This is a genomic window from Chloroherpetonaceae bacterium (genome assembly GCA_033763895.1).
Taxonomy (GTDB): Bacteria; Bacteroidota; Chlorobiia; order Chlorobiales; family Thermochlorobacteraceae; genus JANRJQ01.
The window spans coordinates 264,258-283,048 of the sequence record JANRJQ010000004.1; the positions used below are offsets into that span (position 1 = coordinate 264,258).

Genomic DNA, 18,791 nt, shown 5'->3' on the forward strand with positions numbered 1-18,791 from the left:
TCATTTGGATTAAGAAACTCCGTTAAGGTTGGAATAATTTATCTTTATGAAAACTCATACACCAAAAAATGGAAAAGTCTCTACTTATCATTGAAGATGAAACTTCGCTCAGACATTTGCTTACTCAACTCTTAACATTGGAGGGCTTTGAAGTGATTTCTTCTCCAAATTTAAGCGATGCAATCCTTCATCTTAGAGATGCAACATTTCATGTCATTCTCACCGACTTAAAACTCCCCGACGGCAACGGCATAGATTTCATCAAACACATTCAAACAGAACAACCCTTCGCTGAAATTGTAGTCATGACCGCCTTCGGCACGGTTCAAGATGGCGTTTCAGCGATGAAACTCGGCGCGTTTGACTTCATCACCAAAGGCGATGATGACGAGCGAATCTTGCTCACCGTTCATAAGGCATTTGAAAAAGCTTCGCTCAAAAAACAGGTTCGCGATTTAGAACATAAAATTGATTCAAAAATTGGGTTTGAAAAGCTCATCGGAAAATCAAAAGAATTTTCAGATGCCGTTGAGCTTGCAAAAAAAGTTGCACCTACCGACACCACCGTGCTTTTGCTTGGAGAAACAGGTACCGGGAAAGAACTCTTCGCCGAAGCGATTCACCGTAGGAGTAAAAGACGTGAGAAGCCTTTCGTTGCAATAAACTGCGCCGCAATTCCCAAAGACTTGCAAGAAGCCGAACTTTTTGGCTACAAGCGCGGGGCATTCACAGGTGCGATTTCCGATAAAAAGGGAATTTTTGAAGAGGCGAACAGCGGCACCATTTTTCTTGATGAAATCGGTGAAATGAATTCCGATACTCAAGCAAAATTATTGCGCGTTTTGGAAACACGATTGCTGACTAAAGTTGGTGAAACAAAACCAAAAGAGATTGATGTAAGAATCATTGCCGCCACCAACCGCGATATTGAACATGAAAGCGAAACCGGAGATTTCCGAAAAGACTTGCTTTATCGCTTAAATGGATTCACCATTTACCTTCCTCCACTCAGAGATAGGGAAAGCGATATTGAACTGCTTGCAGAACATTTTATTGCCCTTTACTCCAAAAAACTTGGGAAGAAGATTTCAGGTTGCGATTTGTATTTCAAAACAAAGCTCAAACACTATGACTGGAAAGGGAATCTGAGAGAATTAAAAAATGTGATTGAACGCGCCGTTATTCTTTCTTCTAACGACATCTTATCTGCCGGGCTGCTTCCAAAAGAAATTCTTCATTATGAAGAAAAGCCTGCTCTTATGCCAATAAACAGCACCGATTTCCCCGATATTTCCCTTAGCGATTTAGAAAAAATTCATATTGAGCGGGTCTTAAAACATTGTAACGGAAACCGAACGCATGCCGCTAAAAAACTTGGAATTGGCACCGCAACCCTTTACCGAAAAATGAAAGATTATGGGCTAATGTAAGCCCCCAGTTCCACCAAACTCCGTGATATCAACTCTCTCATTTTGAAATACCCTCTCATTTCAATTCACTTCTCTTGACCGATATCCCACAAAACAGGTTGAAAAACCAACTTTTCACTTGGCATTGCTTTTGCACCTCATACTTATGTTTTCTTAATCATTTTCAAATAACAATGGAAATCGGAAATCTCATACTCATGCTCTTAACGGGCTTGCTCTTCTTTTATCTCTTCTTCAAACTCACCAGCTTGGCTGAAAAACTCTAATTCAATTCGCAATGACACTTGTTCTATTAATCGTAGCCGTCATTCTATTCGGCTACCTCACTTTCGCTCTACTGAATCCTGAAAAATTCTAACAATGACACTTGAAATAATTTCGATTGTATTCATCTTTCTCCTTACGGTTTCACTTGCAATTCCGCTTGGCGCATACATCTCTTGCGTATTCAAAGGAGAAAAAACGTGGTTTGATTTTCTTTCCCCGATTGAAAATCTCTTTTTCAAGATGTCAGGCATTAACCCCAATGCACCGATGAATTGGAAAGAAAATCTTTTTGCGTTACTCACCATCAATGCGATTTGGTTTGTATGGGCAATTGTGGTTTTAATGACACAAACTTTCCAACCTTTTTGGAACCCTGATGGCATTGGGTCTATGGAAGCCACACAAGCATTTAATACAGCGATTAGCTTCATGACAAATACCAATCTCCAACATTATTCCGGAGAAACTGGCGCGTCATACTTTTCGCAACTTTTTGTTTTTACTTTTCTCCAGTTTGTTTCTGCCGGAACCGGAATTGCGGCATTGGCTATGCTTTATCGCGCTTTGGCATCGCAAAGCGGCGATAGCTTAGGTAATTTTTATAGCGACCTTGTCAAATCCTGCACCCGAATCCTTCTTCCGATTGCCATCATCGGTGCCATTTTCTTGCTCATCAATGGCACACCAATGACATTCCAAGGAGCGGAGCAAGTGGTTTCGCTTCAAGGAGATTCTGTGAAGGTTGCAAGAGGTCCTGTCGCGGCAATGGTCTCTATCAAACAACTCGGTACAAATGGCGGCGGTTACTTCGGGCCAAACTCTACTCACCCATTTGAAAACCCGAATTTCCTTACCAATATTTTAGAAACCGTTTTCATTCTTCTGATTCCAATGGCAGCCGTTTTCGCTTTGGGAAATTATCTCAACCGAAAAAAATTGGCGTATGTCATTTTCGGTGTGATGACACTTGGATTCTTGTGCCTTCTTATTCCTACAGTGATTGGAGAAATGAGCGGAAACCCCTCAATTGCTGCGTATGGCATTGACCAAAGCAACGGGTCAATGGAAGGAAAGGAAGTCCGTTTCGGTGCGGCGGCATCGGCACTTTGGGGCGTTTCAACAACGTGTACATCCAATGGCTCGGTCAATGCAATGCACGATAGTTTCACCGCACTTTCAGGCACTTGGCTTATGCTGGGCATGCAACTCAATGCATTTTATGGAGGCGTTGGCGTTGGTTTCGTGAATATGTTTGTGTTCATCATTATTGCTGTATTCATATCGGGCTTAATGGTGGGCAGAACGCCTGAGTTTCTTGGCAAAAAGATTGAAGCCAAAGAAATGAAAATTGCTGTCTTAGTTGCTCTTCTTCATCCCCTTTTGATTTTAGGCGGCACAGCACTTGCTTCGCATCTTTTTGTTTCACAAGGCGGAAATGATGTGATGAAATGGCTCAATAATCCGGGCTTTCACGGCTTCTCTGAAATGCTTTATGAATACACTTCATCAAGTGCAAACAACGGAAGCGGTTTTGAAGGCCTTGGCGATAACACGCCTTTCTGGAATATCTCAACGGGTATTGTGATGATTCTTGCGCGCTTCATTCCCATCATCGGTCCAATTGCCATTGGCGGCGCATTGGTGGCAAAGAAAATTGTTCCTCAATCAAGCGGCACTTTGAAATCTGATTCATTGATGTTTGGCGTGATGCTTTTTTCTGTCATCGTGATTTTAGGTGCGTTGCTTTTTTTCCCTGCACTCACCCTTGGCCCAATCTCAGAATTCTTAACGATTAAATGACTTTGAACATGACCAATCAACGAAGACTTATTAAACAAAAATCTCTCTTTGACCCCGATTTAATTAAGGTTGCATTCACAGAATCTTTACTCAAATTGAATCCGGCGATGATGATGAAAAATCCCGTGATGTTCACGGTGGAAGTCGGAACACTTGTCATGTTTTTTCTTACAATATGGATTGGATTCAGCGGAGATTCCTCACAAGGAAGTATTGGGTATAACTTATTCATTACGCTCATTCTCTTCATCACCTTGCTTTTCGCCAATTTTGCAGAGGCTCTCGCCGAAGCACGCGGGAAGGCGCAAGCGGAGTCGCTTAGAAAGACGCGCGAAGAAACGCCCGCAACTTTGGCATTCGCAAATGGCACTTTCAAAAAGGTGAGTTCTTCGGAATTGAAAGTGGGTGATGTGGTTTTGGTCGGCATCGGTGAATTGGTTCCCGCCGATGGAGAAATCATTGAAGGAATTGCATCAATTGATGAATCCGCAATCACCGGCGAATCTGCTCCCGTGATTCGCGAAGCAGGAACAGATAAATCAAGTGTAACCGGCGGAACAAAGGTTTTATCCGATAAAATCAAAGTTCAAGTTACGGCATCAAAAGGAGAATCGTTTTTAGATAAAATGATTGCTCTTGTGGAAGGGGCTTCACGGCAAAAAACGCCGAATGAACTTGCGCTTTCCATTTTACTTTCAGGTTTTACTCTGATGTTCATTATTGTTTGTGTTTCACTTGAACCCTTTGGGAGATACGCCAATACGCCCATCACAATTGCATCGCTTGTCGCGCTTTTTGTATGTCTTATTCCAACAACCATTGGCGGATTGCTTTCCGCAATCGGTATTGCCGGAATGGACAGGGTTTTGAAAGTGAATGTGATTTCAAAGTCCGGAAAAGCCGTTGAAACCGCCGGCGATATAGACACGCTTCTCTTAGACAAGACCGGAACAATTACAATTGGAAACCGAAAAGCAACAAACTTCTATCCCATTTTTTCTGATAAGCAAGAGTTTATTACGGCCTGCGCAATGAGTTCAGTTTCCGATTCAACGCCTGAAGGAAAATCTATTCTTGAACTTGCAGAACGAAATGGTGTTAAAACTTCTCTTCCACAAAATGCGACATTCATCAAATTCACCGCTCAAACCAGAACTAGCGGACTTGACTTGCCCGATGGAACCGCATTTCGTAAAGGCTCATTTGATGCCATACAAAAATGGGTTGTAGAATCAGGCAATAAAATTCCTTCGGAACTTATCTCTCAGGTTGAAACCATCGCAAGAAATGGCGGAACGCCTCTCGCCGTCGGTAGAAACGGCGTTGCGCTTGGCGTCATTGAACTTCAAGACATTATTAAGCCGGGAATCACGGAGCGTTTTGAACGCCTTCGCAAAATGGGTGTTAAAACCGTGATGGTTACCGGTGATAATCCGCTCACGGCAAAGTACATCGCTGAAAAAGCCGGTGTTGATGATTTCATTGCCGAAGCGAAGCCTGAAGATAAACTCGCCTACATTCGTGGCGAACAAGAACGCAATAAACTCGTGGCGATGATGGGCGATGGCACAAATGATGCGCCCGCACTTGCACAAGCCGATGTTGGCGTTGCGATGAATAGCGGAACGCAAGCCGCCAAAGAAGCCAGCAATATGGTTGATTTGGATAACGACCCAACCAAACTCATTGAAGTGGTTGAAATTGGAAAGCAACTTTTAATTACACGCGGCGCTCTAACAACTTTTTCAATCGCCAATGATGTCGCAAAATACTTCGCGATTGTGCCGGCACTGTTCATTGCAACCATTCCAAGTTTGCAAGCACTCAACATTATGCAGCTCGCAAGCCCTGAATCCGCAATACTTTCAGCTGTGATTTTTAATGCCATTATCATTCCACTTTTGATTCCGATTGCGCTCAAGGGAGTTGAATACAAACCGATCGGTGCCGAAGCTTTGCTCGCGCGAAACCTTTTGATTTACGGGCTTGGCGGAGTTGTTGTGCCCTTTGTTGGCATCAAACTCATTGATCTCATGATCTCACTTTTTATCTAACTCATTCAGTTTATTATTCACACTTATTATGAAAACTTTCAAGCAATCTCTCCTCTTAACCTTTTTGTTACTCTTGTTTTTTGGAGGGGTTTATCCGATTATCATTTGGGCAGTAGGAAATCTTTTTCCACACCAAGCCGTCGGCTCTCCGGTAACTAAAAATGGGCAAATTATTGGGTTTGAAAATGTCGGTCAAAATTTTTCGGCTGAGAATTACTTCTGGGGACGCCCGTCAGCCGTCGGGTATAATGCGGCGTCAACAGGCGGTTCAAACTTAGGTCCCACTAATCCCGCTCACCTTGAAGCAGTAAAAGCACGAATTGATACATTTCTCGTTTATCATCCTTATTTAACCGCCTCCGAAATTCCTGCCGATTTGGTTACGGCAAGCGGCGGCGGCTTAGACCCACACATTTCTCCAAAGGCTGCAATGATTCAAGTGAAGCGTGTTGCCATTCAAAGAAAAGTTGATGATTCATCGCTTCGCGTCATCGTTCAATCGCACATTGAGCCGCCGATCTTCGGAATTTTTGGAACAGAGAAAGTTAATGTGCTTAAATTAAATCTCTCTTTAGATGAGATGATGAAACGAAATGAATGAAGATAAGCGCGATAAGACTTCCGCCGCTGAAAACTTCCTCGCTTTGATTCGCAAATCAAGGCGTGGAAGTTTTAAGGTTTATATCGGAATGGCGGCGGGTGTAGGGAAAACCTACCGTATGCTTTCAGAGGCACATGACTTGCTTGAATTGGGCGTTGATGTCATCATCGGTTATGTTGAAACGCATCGGCGTATAGAAACTGAAGAAAAACTTTCCGGACTGCCCATCATTCCCAGAAAAAAAATTTTCTACAAAGGTCGCGAATTAGAGGAAATGGATATTGATGCCATTCTTGCTCGCCACCCCGAGGTTGTTGTTGTTGATGAACTCGCCCACAGCAATGTTCCCGGCTCCCGAAATCAAAAGCGTTATGAGGATGTAGAGGAAATTTTGAATGCGGGAATCAATGTCATTAGTGCATTAAATATCCAACATCTTGAAAGCCTTGCAGGGATTGTGGAAGAGGCCACCGGTGTTGAGATTCACGAACGCGTACCCGATAGTTTACTAAAACTTGCTGATGAAGTGGTTAATATTGACCTCACCGCCGATGACCTCATCAAGCGTTTGGAGGACGGGAAAATTTATTCGCGAGAAAAAGTTGAAGTTGCACTCAACAATTTTTTTCAGCGCGATAACCTTCTCAAACTTCGAGAGCTCGCCTTGCGCGAAGTTGCCAATCAAGTTGAGCGTAAAATTGAAATTGAAGTTGAACAACCTGAAAAAAAGCAGATTGAAAAAATTTTGGTGTGCATCAGTTCCAATCCTGAACGCGCAAAGGAATTGATTCGGAAAGCCTCTCGCCTTGCCGATAGGCTTGATGCCTATTGGTTTGTTCTTTATGTGGAAACACCTGACGAAAACCCCGATAAAATCAGCCTAACGCTTCAACGGCATCTTATCAACAATTTGCAAACTGCCACAGAACTCGGCGCAGTGGTACAGAAAATCAAAGGTTCAAATATTACTGAAACCATTCTTCAGTTTGCAATAGAAAAGGAAATTTCTCGGTTGGTTGTCGGTCGCCCAAATCAAACTTTTTGGACAAAACTTTTCAAAACAGATACGCTTTCAAAATTGCTTTCTAAATCAGAAGGCTTGGATATTGATATTGACATCATTGCTTAATCATGACACTTAAATTTCGTTTATACTTCGGCTACGCGTTGCTTGCATTACTCGTTGCCTTAACGGGAGGCGCATCGCTTTATGTGGTTTCTTGGCTTTCAAATGAGCCCTCTGAAATCATTAAAGCCAATTATCAAAGCATCGCATATTCTGAACAAATGGTTGATGCCTTAGACGAACTCACCTTAAATCAACTCTACCCTCAAAACACTCAATTCACCTTGAGCAAGCAAACGTTTGAGAAGAATTTGCTCTTAGCCGAAAACAATATTACCGAAGTAGGAGAAAAGGAAACGCTTGATACTTTAAGAAATCAGTATGAACTTCTCTTACAACAGAATCGGAATGATTCCCTTTCGTTTGTTTCAACCGCAACTGCGATTCGGGCTACTCTTCTCTCTCTTCGGTCGCTCAATGAATCGGCAATGTTTCAAAGAATTGACCGTGTTAAAACCCGCACACGGTCGGCAGAGTTTTACATTGGCTTGATTATTCTTATTTCCTTTGTTGTGGTCATTTTTGGTGTATGGAAAATCACGCCCTTGGTCATTGTTCCTCTTAACGACCTTTCAGATAAAATCTCTTCGATTTCAGAACGAAAATATTCCGAACGGCTACCCGAAGCCTCTCGAGATGAATTGGGAAAAGTAGCTCGAGCTTTTAATCAAATGGCGGCACGACTTGAAGAATTTGAACGGTCTAACATTGAAGAACTTACCGCAGCAAAAAAGCGCGCCGAAGCCATTGTGGAATCCATTCCGGATGGTGTCTTGGTGTTTTCTCCAAACCATACCATCATCTTGGCCAATCGTATTGCAAGCGAATTAATTGGTCTTTCAAAATCGGAATTGATTGGAAAAAATGCAGCGGATTTATCGCAAACCAATAACTTGATTTCAGAACTTCTCTCCAAAATGAACAGGAATGAAAAGAGAGAAGAGTTTTTAAGAATTGCAGTGGATGGGAAAGAGGAGTTTTTTGCACAAGATATCATTACAGTCGATTCAGAAGAACAAAACTTGGGAAAAGTATTGCTTCTGAAAAATGTTACGGGGTTTAAAATTTTAGATGAGCAGAAGTCGGGTTTTGTGGCTACGGTTTCGCATGAGCTTCGCACACCGCTTTCAGCAATTAATATGAGCTTGCTCTTACTTGAAGACCCACGTCTTCAATCGAACAAAGAAGAACAGCAAAAGCTTATGAATACGATGAAAACTGAGGTAAAGCGGCTGCTTAGAATTGTTAATGAATTGCTTTTGCTCTCAAAAACAACGACTCCGAATAGCTCTTTTAATTTTGAAAAAATTAGAATCGAACAGCTCTTTGATGCCGCTCTCACACCCACGCTCTTGCAATTCGAAGAAAAGAAAATTCAATTCTCTTATTCATTTCTACCTGATACCCCTGAATTCAATGCCGATTTGGGAAAACTTTCGTGGGTTCTTATCAATCTGCTCAATAATGCTGTAAAGTTTACTCCCGAAAATGGAAAGGTAGAATTGCTTTCAAATTTTGATAGCGAACATGTTTATCTAAAGGTAAAAGATTCGGGGATTGGAATTGCACCGCAGTTTCAAGAAAAAATATTTGAGAAGTTTTTTCAAATCCCTCAGCCTGAAAGTTCACAACCCGGTGGTGCAGGGCTCGGATTATCTATCGCAAAAGAAATTATCCTTGCTCATAAAGGAACGATACAAGTTGTCTCAGAACCCGGTAAAGGAACTGAGTTTATCATAACTCTTCCAATCGTTATTTAGAAGTTTCCTTTGAGTTACGCCTCTGTTTTCATTCTTTCAATTTGACTATTTTCAATCAACTAACACCTGATGATATGAAAGAGTGGATGATCAAAAGTTTGAAGATTGAAAATTTCAAGTCCATCAAATCGCTTGAAATGAAACCCAAGCGAATCAATTTACTTATCGGCAAGCCCAATGTCGGGAAATCGAATATTCTTGAAGCCCTGAGTCTTTTTTCAATTGGAAAAAGCGCAATATCGGATGGTATGATTCGCCTCAAAATTCTTCGCCAACTTTTTTACGACCTTGATACCAAAAAACCGATTTCTGTTTCATTGGGTGAGAAATCTGACTACGAAAAAATTTCTATCAAAACTGATTTCTCAAAAAAAGAAACCCTTCTTTTGAAATATGATAGTTATCATAAAACACCCTATGGCAGTGGCCCAGAGGATTATACTTTAGGAGAAAATCCGGTTCAAGAAGTTAATTTTTTTATAAACCAAACCTCAATCTCCTACGACTTTGCATTTAAGCATCAAGTAAAACGCTATCACTACAATGAAGATGTCTCTCAAACTTCAACCTTAAACAGTGTGTTACTTCATCCTCACGGTGAAAATTTGATTTCAGTTCTCGAATCCAATCGTGAATTGCGGCAAACTGTTGGTAAATTCTTTAAGCCCTATGGCTTAAAACTCTCCCTAAATGTACATGTTGAACCTCCTTCTATCACAATAGTCAAAGAATTGGATGAAGAGCTGTTTGTACCCTTGCCTTATTTACTAATTGCGGATACGTTAAAGCGGATAATTTTCTATCTCGCTGCCATAAAGAGCAATGATTTTTCAACCCTCTTATTCGAAGAGCCTGAAACTCATTCCTATCCGCCTTACATTCAACAGTTGGCTTTAGAGATTGCGAATTCCAAAAACAATCAGTTTTTCATTGCTACGCATAGCCCGTATCTTTTTCACTCAATTTTAGAGGAAACACCAATCGAAGATGTTGCTGTTTATTTAATTGATTTTCAAGATGCGCAAACCGTAACTAAGGCTCTAAGCAATGAAGAGATTTCTGAGATTCAAAGCCTTGGAACCGATATCTTCTTTAACCTCGATAAGTTTCTTCCATCCCAAAATGTCGTTGCCTAATCCTCTCTTTTTTCCTGAATGTTACTTTGACTTAGAATTGCTAAAGGCTCTTGGAATCGGTAGAAAAAGTATCGATAAGGGTTCAAGCAAAGGTGATGTTTCCAAACGATTAAAGAAAAATGCTCAACCGGCTGTAACCCTCATCGGTGTGGTTGATGAAGATCCCCACAGTTCAAAACCAGATTATTTCGAAGAATTTCAGTCGTATAAAAAAGAACACGATGTTCTTTTTCTTAAACATAGAAGCGATAATGTTTTTCTCTTGATACTCTGCCCTGACATTGAACATTGGTTGTATAAATCCGCACTAGAAGCGGGCATTCGACCTGATGAAAAACCTTTTCAACTGCCTAAGAGAGCAAAGGACTTACACGATCTTAGAACAGGAAGAAAAAATGTCAATGATGATAAGCAAGTGATGAACTTTTTAATAGAAATTATTAAATCGCCTTCGAAAAGAATCGAGTATCTGAAGAAATGTCTTGCAGAATTATAAACTCACCTCTTCTTTCCTCTCTCTAAAAAAAAGGTACGAAGTGATTTCTCAAGTGGGGTTTGCAAAGCCACAGCATGATACCCCACTCCATTTTCCACACACACCAATTCAACCGATTTCATAAATGCATTAAATCTTTCACGATATGCCGCGCGAATCTTCCGATCACCAATTGATATGCGCTTCCCTGTTTCTAAATCTTCAACTAGCTTTTCGTCATAATTCAGCGTTGCTTCTCTCTCCCCAAAAAGATGAAATAAAATCACTTCATTACCGAGTGAAGAAATTTTCTTCAAAAAGTATTTAATCTCTTCTTCTTCACGAATCTCATAAAGATCAGAAAAGACAACCGCCATCGTTCGTTGCCGCTTCGCTGTAAAAACTTGAGAGACTTCTTCCCACTTTGGCCAAACGCCCTTTGCTTGCAACTTTTCAAGAGTCAGTAAAAACCGATTCAAGTGCTGACTCGACCGGAGAAATGGTAGTTCTATCCGCTCTTCTCCCAACGATTGAAGCCCAAGCTGATCGCCTTGCCTGTACGACAAAAGTCCGATTGCGCCGGCGAGATACCGTGCATAATCAAATTTGCTCATTCCGTCTTCTTCATGACGCATAGAGTCGCTTGCATCCAAAATAAGCCGAATCCCAATGCTGGTTTCGACATCGCACTCACGCACAAAGTATTTATCGGAGCGTGCAAGCATCTTCCAATCAATTCGCCTTAAATCATCTCCGGGTTGATAGCTTCGGTACTGATTGAACTCAAGCCCAATACCCGACATCGGGCTGGAATGCATTCCCAGTAAAAAGCCATCTAAAATCTTTTCAGCAACAAGCTTCAAAGAGCCAAGCGCTGAGATTGTTTTTGCATCTAAAAATTGTGTTTTCATTGTCGCCTTTTTTGAACCCGCACCTGCAAGGATGATAAATTATTTCACCTTCTTCTCCGTTCTTATCAACTCAATTCAATCGATCAAATGGGCTATCAAACATCACTACTTTGGTTTCGGAACGACCTTCGCCTGCACGATAACGAGGCGCTTCATACCGCACTTCAAACTTCGAAATCAATTGTTCCAATATACATCCTTGATCCGCGCCATTTTATCAAAACTCGCTTCGGCTTTGTAAAAACCGGCCCTTTCCGTGCTCACTTTTTATTTCAATCCCTTCAAAATCTAAATTCAAATTTGGAAGCGTTGGGAAATACGCTTCATTTTGCAATTGGCAAACCTGAAGAGTGTTTGCCGAACATTGCCAAAGAAGTTGGGGCCGAAGCGATTTATCATCATTTAGAAAGTACTTCCGAAGAAGTAGCTGTTGAAAAAGCGCTTTTAAAAAATCTGCCTGACTCTGTGAAACTCCACGGCTTTTGGGGAAGTACGCTTTTTCATCCTTTTGACCTTCCCTTTCACATCAGCAAATTGCCCGATGTTTTCACTGAGTTTCGAAAGCAAGTCGAAAAGCGCTCTAAAGTTCGTCCTGTTTTTCCATCGCCTCAATCGATTCCTTCCTTCAAATGGGGTCATTCTTTAAATCTGGATTTTCCAAGCGAGTATCTTCCAAAGCTCCCACCCGAAAGCCGCGGGGTGATGGGAAATCAAGGCTTTGAAGGGGGCGAATCCGCCGCGCTTCGTCGTTTGCAACACTACCTCTGGGAAACTGAAAACATTGTAACCTATAAAGAAACTCGAAACGGTCTTTTAGGCGAAAGCTATTCCTCAAAGTTTTCGCCGTGGCTTGCCAATGGAAGCCTTTCTGCCCGAAAAGTGTATCGCGAAATCAAACGCTTTGAAGAACAGCGCATCTCAAACCAATCCACTTATTGGCTCATCTTCGAACTCATTTGGCGCGATTATTTTCGCTTCTATGCCGCAAAACACGGCAATCAAATTTTCTACCGCTCCGGCATCAAGCAAGAGTTGCGCACTGTTCAAAAGAACCCCACAACAACGCCTTCTCTCTTCGAGGCGTGGCGAGATGGAAACACGGGGTTTCCATTTATCGATGCGAATATGAGAGAACTGAAACAAACGGGATTTATGTCGAACCGAGGTCGGCAAAATGTTGCGAGTTTTTTGGTTCATGATTTAGGGCTCGATTGGCGAATGGGTGCCGAGTATTTTGAATCGATTCTGATTGACTATGATGTGTGCAGCAACTACGGGAATTGGAATTATGTCGCCGGTGTGGGAAGCGACCCGCGCGAAAACCGTTACTTCAATGTCATTAAGCAATCTCACGACTACGACCCGCAAGGCGAATACATTCGCACTTGGATCCCCGAATTGACCTCCCTTTCATCTCCCGAAATTCACTTTCCTTATGCCTCCGAGCTTTCAGGCGCCCCGAGTCTCTTTGAACCAAAATCACCGATTCATTATCCCAAGCCGATTGTTCGACAAAAGTATTCGCCACCGAAATAACCAAGCGATGTTTCTTTGGAATGAATTATTTTAGACTTCATTTCGCTACCTGTTTTCATTCATGACAAAGAAAATTATCATCGCCATAGATGGCCCTGCCGCTTCAGGAAAAAGTACCACCGCCAAGAAAATCGCCGAAGCTCTCGGTTATACCTACATCGATACCGGCGCAATGTACAGAGCCATTACCTTGAAACTGCTTTTGCAAGATGCTTATGAAAAAGCGGTTCATAATGAAACTTACCTGCGCGATTTTTTGAACAATACCGAGGTATTGTTGGATCGAGGAAAAACATTTTTGGATGGAAATGATGTCAGTTCAGAAATTCGAGAAAATGCAGTATCCACTCACGTGAGTAAAGTGAGTTCACTTAAGCCTGTACGAGATAAAATGTCCACCTATCAACGCAAAATGGGTGAAAAGCGCGGTGTGGTGATGGATGGCCGCGATATCGGCACCGTCATTTTCCCCGATGCTGAACTAAAAATTTATATGATTGCAAGCCCTCATGAACGCGCCAAACGCCGTTTTGAGGAGTTAAAATTGAAGAGCAAAACTGGATTTATCTCGCTCTCCTTAGAAGAGTTAGAAAAAGAAATTCGCGAGCGAGATTTTGAAGATATGAATCGAGAAATTTCTCCACTTCAGAAGCCACATGATGCCATCGAACTCGATACATCCTTTCTTTCAATTGATGAACAAGTTTCTACAATTTTAGCTTTAGCGAACCGCGTACTCTCTTCGTCCCATTAATTTCTTCAACACCTTTTCGTAAAACGCCTTACCCCATTCAATTGAGCGGATTTCGACATAATCATAGTATGCTCTCGAGAGCAAAAACACCGCCCCAAAAAGAATGACACCATCTATTAGCCTAAGCCAAGGATACTCTTTTGCCAAACCAAAAGCTTGAAATCTCCCTGTCAGTGTGATAAGCGCCAAATAATGAAGCAAGTACATGCTATAGCTGCAAATTCCAATTTCACTCAGCTTTCGCTCTACAAACCCAAGTGACTTTTTCTCAGAATTTAAATACAATTCAATCCCAAAAGCAGAAACCGCCGAGATATAAAGGTCAGTGATGTAGGGTGAAAACCAAATTGCCTTAAGAGGAAAAAAGAGGAGAAATATCGTCCAAAATGTAATCGGCGAATTCGGGAAAATTCGTTTTCCATCGAGATAAAATTCAGCGGCTGCGCAGCCCATTAACCATAAAATCCAAACTTTAAGAGCATTTTTATCGTATGGCAATGAGTGCCAATCCATCAAAAGCCCAATTGCCCCAAAGCCCAAGTGTATTACGAACCCAATTGCCAAAAGTCCTTTAATTCCCACTCGGCTTCGGATATATAATGCCAGAGGGTATAAGAGATAAAACTGCATCTCAACGCCCAAACTCCAATAAGAGGCATTAATCCCGAAAAATGTTTCTGTCGAAAAATTGTGAACCATAAAGACGTGGCTCCAAAAATCCTTTGTCGTGAGGGTTCCTTTCTCCATCAATAGGGCAAAAAAAATCATTGAAAAAAGGTAGGGAGGATAGATTCTCCAAAATCTTTTGTTGAAAAATTGAATCCAATTCGGCCTTTCTTTTCCGCTCTGTAAATACCCGTAATGAATTACAAACCCACTAATCACAAAAAATAGCTCAACACCTGCCCAACCAAATGATGTCGGGAAAAAAGTCCGAAACACTTCGGCAAAGGTGTACCCGTTTGTGTTTAGCCACCACCCATCATATTTATTGATTCGCTCATAAAACCACTCTCCGTGAAAGTGATATGCCACCACCGAGAGAATCGCAATGCCTCTTAAAACATCAAGTTTTTCTAAGTATCCCGAACCGGTTCCTAGTCCCTTATTTATCTGATTCATTTCAACTTTTTCAAACACCCAAAACAACCCCCTTGAATCTTTAATATCACCTATTCTTTCAATTGCAACCTAAATTTTTAATTTCCCCAGAAACCTAAATGATTAAGGAGGTTATTAGGGTACATCTAAATATTTAAGGTAAAAATTATTTTTACTTCTAAATTTCAAAAAAAATGATAATTTGCGTGCAAATCTACGAAGATTAACACAGTTCGTTTTATTGATTCTTGTCATTCGTAATTTTCTGTGATTCTAGCTTCAAAGAAATTATCATTCTTTTGAAACTCTTTTGAAATTTCTTATGATGTTCTGTCAGGTTTTTTTCTATTTTACTAGCATTAAAAGTATTCTGTTTCGTGTTTTTTTCGATGAAATCGTTTGACGGTTTTCTCAGACTTTATGTTGTTAAGTTTCTCGCCCTTTTTGGGGAAATTTCTTTAATCTTGATCAGAAACAATGAAAAATCAAAACAAGCAAAAATCGGATAAGATATGGATGAGCGGCAGCCTTATTAATTATGAGGATGCTAAAGTTCATGTGCTTTCGCATGTATTACACTACGGTTCATCCGTCTTTGAAGGGATTCGCTGTTATGAAACCAAAAAAGGTCCCGCCGTTTTGTTTCTAAAAGAGCATGTAAGAAGGCTTTACGATTCCGCAAAAATTTATCGTATGGAAATCCCCTTTACGCAACTTGAAATACGAGAAGCCATCCTACAAACGGTTCGCGCCAATAAAATCTCTCCTTGCTACATTCGCCCTTTGGTTTATCGCGGTGAAGGTGCTTTGGGGGTTAATCCGTTAAAGGCCGATGTCGAAGCTGCGATTGCGGTTTGGGAATGGGGCGGTTATTTGGGTGAAAAAGCGGTTGATGAGGGTGTCGATGTCGCGGTTTCAGCGTGGCGTAGAATCGCTCCAAATACAATTCCAGCCGGAGCAAAAGCGGGTGGAAATTATTTAAATTCTTCGCTTATCAAAATGCAGGCCATTCTCGATGGCTACGCCGAAGGAATTGCTTTGGATATGCAAGGCTATGTTGCAGAAGGAAGCGGTGAAAACATATTTGTTATTCGCGATGGCGTGATTTACACACCTTTTACAGCCCAATCGATTCTGCCCGGCATCACGCGTCGTTCAGTTATTCAAATTGCCAATTCACTTGGCTTCGAGGTTAAAGAAATGCCCATCACCCGCGAGTCGCTTTATATCGCCGATGAGGTGTTTATGACCGGTACCGCGGCGGAAATCACCCCGGTTCGTTCAATCGATAAATACAAAATCGGAACCGGCGAACGTGGCGAAATGACTAAAGCCATCCAAGACGTGTATTTCGATATCGTCAAAAACGGAAATGACCGTTACAATTGGCTCACTTTTGTAAACGAAACCCCGAAAGCGGCTTCTCGCCTAACGCCGGAGCTTGCCAAGTAGGCTTGTTTCTTTTTTCAAGTTCTCATACAATACATAAGGGGCTTCAATGCCCCTTTTTTTTCCTCTCAACGTGAGCGTTAAATTTATGGTAACTTTCGTTCAAACAAATCTAAAAGGCTTTATCTGTGGCTTGGAAAGACATCATCGGGCATGAAAAGCAAATTGAGATGCTTCGTCGCGCAATAAAATTGCAGCGGCTACCCAATGCTTATCTTTTTTTAGGCCCTAAAGGTATTGGAAAAGAAGCCATTGCTTTGGAAGTTGCAAAAATTTTGAATTGTCTCTCTTCGGAGGCTCTCGAGCGGGCGGAAGCCTGCGGTGAATGCGAAAGTTGTAAGCAAGCCGAAACTTTAAGTCACTCGAATATTGAACTCATTTTCCCTTCCGAAAAAATTCTTTTCGAAAAAACCTCTGATACTTCAAAAGAAAAGGAAGCCGCGCTTGAACAGGTGAAAAGGCTGAAAGAATTAAAAATTCAAAACCCGTACTTTTCAATGAGGATGGATCGAGCGACGGGAATTTTGGTTTCTCAAATCGATTACATTCAAGAAAAGGCGCTCTACAAACCCAGAAACGGAAAAAAGCGGGTCTTTATCATTTCACAAGCTGAAGAATTATCTCGCCCACAAGCAGCAGCAGCCAATAAACTCTTAAAGCTTTTAGAGGAGCCACCGGAGTACCTTCACTTCATTTTGGTGAGTGCCTATCCCGAACAATTGCTTCCGACTATTATCTCACGTTGTCAACCTGTTCGATTCACTAATTTAAGCAATACAGTCATTGAGAATCGGCTAAGAGAAATCGGCTTTGGTGAAACGGAATCAGCTTTTGCCGCACGCTTTTCTCGTGGGAATTTCAATGACGCGCTTCTCCTAACCGAAGGCAAAGAGGCGCAAGCCTCAAGAGATCGTGCAATTGAATTTTTACGCGCATTGCTTTCAAAAGAGCGCCAATTGGGAATGATTGCCATTTCGGAAGATCTTTCAAGACGGGATAAATCGCGCGAAACACAAACCAATTTTCTTGTTTCACTTCTTCTTGTTTTTGAGGATGCCATACGAATCATCAGCGGAAAGGAAAAAGAAGATATACTGAATGCCGATCAGTGGGAGAGTATGCAGCGATTTGCCAAAAATTTTAGTGGAAGTGATTTCGAGGCCGCGTCAAAATACACCGAAGAGGCGATTAGAGCCATTACTCGGAACGCAAATACACTCCTTGTTCTGCTTGGTCTCGGGCTTAAACTTCGCAAAGTGATTAAACCTAAAACAGTTCTTTAATCACAGGATTTAAGAGAGATTTTCTTTTCCACCGACACGAAACCCCATCGGCTCGTTGAGCGGCGATGTTCCAAGTTTAATTTGGCCAAAAGCGGATTCATATTTTGAGATGTTTTCTTGAAGCGCCATAAGCAATGCCTTCGCATGCTGTGGGTGCATTATGATGCGCGAAGAAACTTTTGCTTTCATAACTCCCGGCAAGATTTTGGTGAAATCAAGAATAAACTCAGCCGGCGTATGATTCAAGATGACAAGGTTGGAATAAGAACCTTCCGCGACTTTCTCATCCAATTCAATATTGATTTGAAAAGGTTGTTGGGTTTCGTTCATTTCTGTGATGTTTAATGTCGTTACTAAAAACTGCTTCGTAAAAATACACTATTCCTTTGGAATAGGCCTTATCGAGTTTTCGTTTTGTTCATGCGGTTTTTCTTCGCTTTTCATTTCAGCGACTGCCGGAGCACCACCGATAAACCACGAAGAGACATAAGCCGTGAAAGTGCCGAATAAACCAACTCCAACAATCATCAAAACTGCGGCAATTAATCGTCCTTCTGTGGTTACCGGATAGCGGTCTCCATAACCGACCGTTGTAATGGTTACAAAGGCCCACCAAAGCGCATCTTCGGCGGTTTTGATATTGCTTTCCGGAACATTTTCTACTATCAAAATTGAAACAGAAGAGAAGAGAATCATGAGAGTCGCGAATAAAATCGCAGCGTTTAAAGTCCCTTTAACCCGATTTTGAAAAAGGTGTTGGATTAACTTGTGTAAAGTACGATATGCTTTGATTACCCGAATGAGCCGAATTAACCTAAAAATACGAGCTCCACGGAGCTCTTCAACCATTGGAATTGACGAGAGCAAATCAAGCCAGCCCCACTTCAAATACTCAAGTTTACTTTCTGCACTGATGAGACGATAGCAAAACTCCGCAAAAAAAATCGCGCAAATAATAAGATCAAACACATGAATGACTTTCGAGACCTCTGGATCAAGGGTGTAAAAAGTATCTAAAACAAGTGCCCCAATGAGGTAAAACGATAAAATTGATAATAAAATATCAAACCACCCTAATCCTTTCGATCGATTCATTTTATTGGCATGA

16 protein-coding genes are annotated in these 18,791 nt (G+C 41.6%); 12 read left to right on the plus strand and 4 right to left on the minus strand.

The window, feature by feature from the left end:
- Positions 1–68 precede the first annotated feature (68 nt).
- From SFU91_01860 to SFU91_01895, 8 genes are all read left to right on the plus strand, one after another.
- On the plus strand, positions 69–1,430 hold the full coding sequence (locus SFU91_01860) for a sigma-54 dependent transcriptional regulator (GenBank protein MDX2127762.1): 1,362 nt from the start codon (positions 69–71) through the stop codon (positions 1,428–1,430).
- Between the two features lie 360 nt (positions 1,431–1,790).
- Positions 1,791–3,497, plus strand: coding sequence for a potassium-transporting ATPase subunit KdpA (gene kdpA / locus SFU91_01865; protein MDX2127763.1), 1,707 nt, complete (start codon positions 1,791–1,793; stop codon positions 3,495–3,497).
- 8 nt (positions 3,498–3,505) lie between these two features.
- Complete coding sequence (gene kdpB, locus SFU91_01870; protein MDX2127764.1) at positions 3,506–5,551, plus strand: potassium-transporting ATPase subunit KdpB; 2,046 nt, start codon at positions 3,506–3,508, stop codon at positions 5,549–5,551.
- A 28-nt stretch (positions 5,552–5,579) separates the two neighbouring features.
- A complete protein-coding gene (gene kdpC, locus SFU91_01875; GenBank protein MDX2127765.1) occupies positions 5,580–6,152 on the plus strand; it encodes a potassium-transporting ATPase subunit KdpC in 573 nt (190 codons plus the stop codon).
- A complete protein-coding gene (locus tag SFU91_01880) occupies positions 6,145–7,281 on the plus strand; it encodes a universal stress protein (GenBank protein MDX2127766.1) in 1,137 nt (378 codons plus the stop codon). The genes kdpC and SFU91_01880 overlap by 8 nt, the downstream gene beginning before the upstream one ends.
- A 2-nt stretch (positions 7,282–7,283) precedes the next feature.
- The gene (locus SFU91_01885) at positions 7,284–9,038 is read left to right on the plus strand and encodes an ATP-binding protein (protein ID MDX2127767.1); all 1,755 of its coding nucleotides are present in this window, start codon (positions 7,284–7,286) and stop codon (positions 9,036–9,038) included.
- A gap of 74 nt (positions 9,039–9,112) precedes the next feature.
- On the plus strand, positions 9,113–10,174 hold the full coding sequence (locus tag SFU91_01890) for an AAA family ATPase (protein MDX2127768.1): 1,062 nt from the start codon (positions 9,113–9,115) through the stop codon (positions 10,172–10,174).
- Positions 10,161–10,670 (plus strand): hypothetical protein, encoded by a 510-nt coding sequence (locus SFU91_01895; GenBank protein MDX2127769.1) that lies wholly within the window; start codon positions 10,161–10,163, stop codon positions 10,668–10,670. The genes SFU91_01890 and SFU91_01895 overlap by 14 nt, the downstream gene beginning before the upstream one ends.
- Before the next feature lie 2 nt (positions 10,671–10,672).
- Here SFU91_01895 and SFU91_01900 read toward each other — a convergent pair whose 3' ends face one another.
- Positions 10,673–11,560 (minus strand): DUF58 domain-containing protein, encoded by an 888-nt coding sequence (locus SFU91_01900; GenBank protein MDX2127770.1) that lies wholly within the window; start codon positions 11,558–11,560, stop codon positions 10,673–10,675.
- 87 nt (positions 11,561–11,647) lie between these two features.
- On the opposite strand from SFU91_01900, the gene SFU91_01905 reads away from it, so the two are divergent.
- Together SFU91_01905 and cmk are read left to right on the plus strand one after the other, a co-directional pair.
- Positions 11,648–13,096, plus strand: coding sequence for a DASH family cryptochrome (locus SFU91_01905; protein ID MDX2127771.1), 1,449 nt, complete (start codon positions 11,648–11,650; stop codon positions 13,094–13,096).
- A 61-nt stretch (positions 13,097–13,157) separates the two neighbouring features.
- A complete protein-coding gene (cmk, locus tag SFU91_01910) occupies positions 13,158–13,850 on the plus strand; it encodes a (d)CMP kinase (protein MDX2127772.1) in 693 nt (230 codons plus the stop codon).
- Here cmk and SFU91_01915 read toward each other — a convergent pair.
- Positions 13,818–14,972 (minus strand): acyltransferase, encoded by a 1,155-nt coding sequence (locus SFU91_01915; protein ID MDX2127773.1) that lies wholly within the window; start codon positions 14,970–14,972, stop codon positions 13,818–13,820. The genes cmk and SFU91_01915 overlap by 33 nt on opposite strands.
- 456 nt (positions 14,973–15,428) lie before the next feature.
- On the opposite strand from SFU91_01915, the gene SFU91_01920 reads away from it, so the two are divergent.
- Both SFU91_01920 and SFU91_01925 read left to right on the plus strand, forming a co-directional pair.
- On the plus strand, positions 15,429–16,403 hold the full coding sequence (locus SFU91_01920) for a branched-chain amino acid transaminase (protein ID MDX2127774.1): 975 nt from the start codon (positions 15,429–15,431) through the stop codon (positions 16,401–16,403).
- Between the two features lie 125 nt (positions 16,404–16,528).
- Positions 16,529–17,683 (plus strand): DNA polymerase III subunit, encoded by a 1,155-nt coding sequence (locus SFU91_01925; GenBank protein MDX2127775.1) that lies wholly within the window; start codon positions 16,529–16,531, stop codon positions 17,681–17,683.
- Positions 17,684–17,692: 9 nt separating this feature from the next.
- Here the strand turns inward: SFU91_01925 and SFU91_01930 are convergent, their stop codons facing one another.
- Both SFU91_01930 and SFU91_01935 read right to left on the minus strand, forming a co-directional pair.
- A complete protein-coding gene (locus tag SFU91_01930) occupies positions 17,693–18,013 on the minus strand; it encodes a DUF3467 domain-containing protein (GenBank protein MDX2127776.1) in 321 nt (106 codons plus the stop codon).
- Between the two features lie 48 nt (positions 18,014–18,061).
- Complete coding sequence (locus tag SFU91_01935) at positions 18,062–18,778, minus strand: ion transporter (GenBank protein MDX2127777.1); 717 nt, start codon at positions 18,776–18,778, stop codon at positions 18,062–18,064.
- Positions 18,779–18,791: the final 13 nt, after the last annotated feature.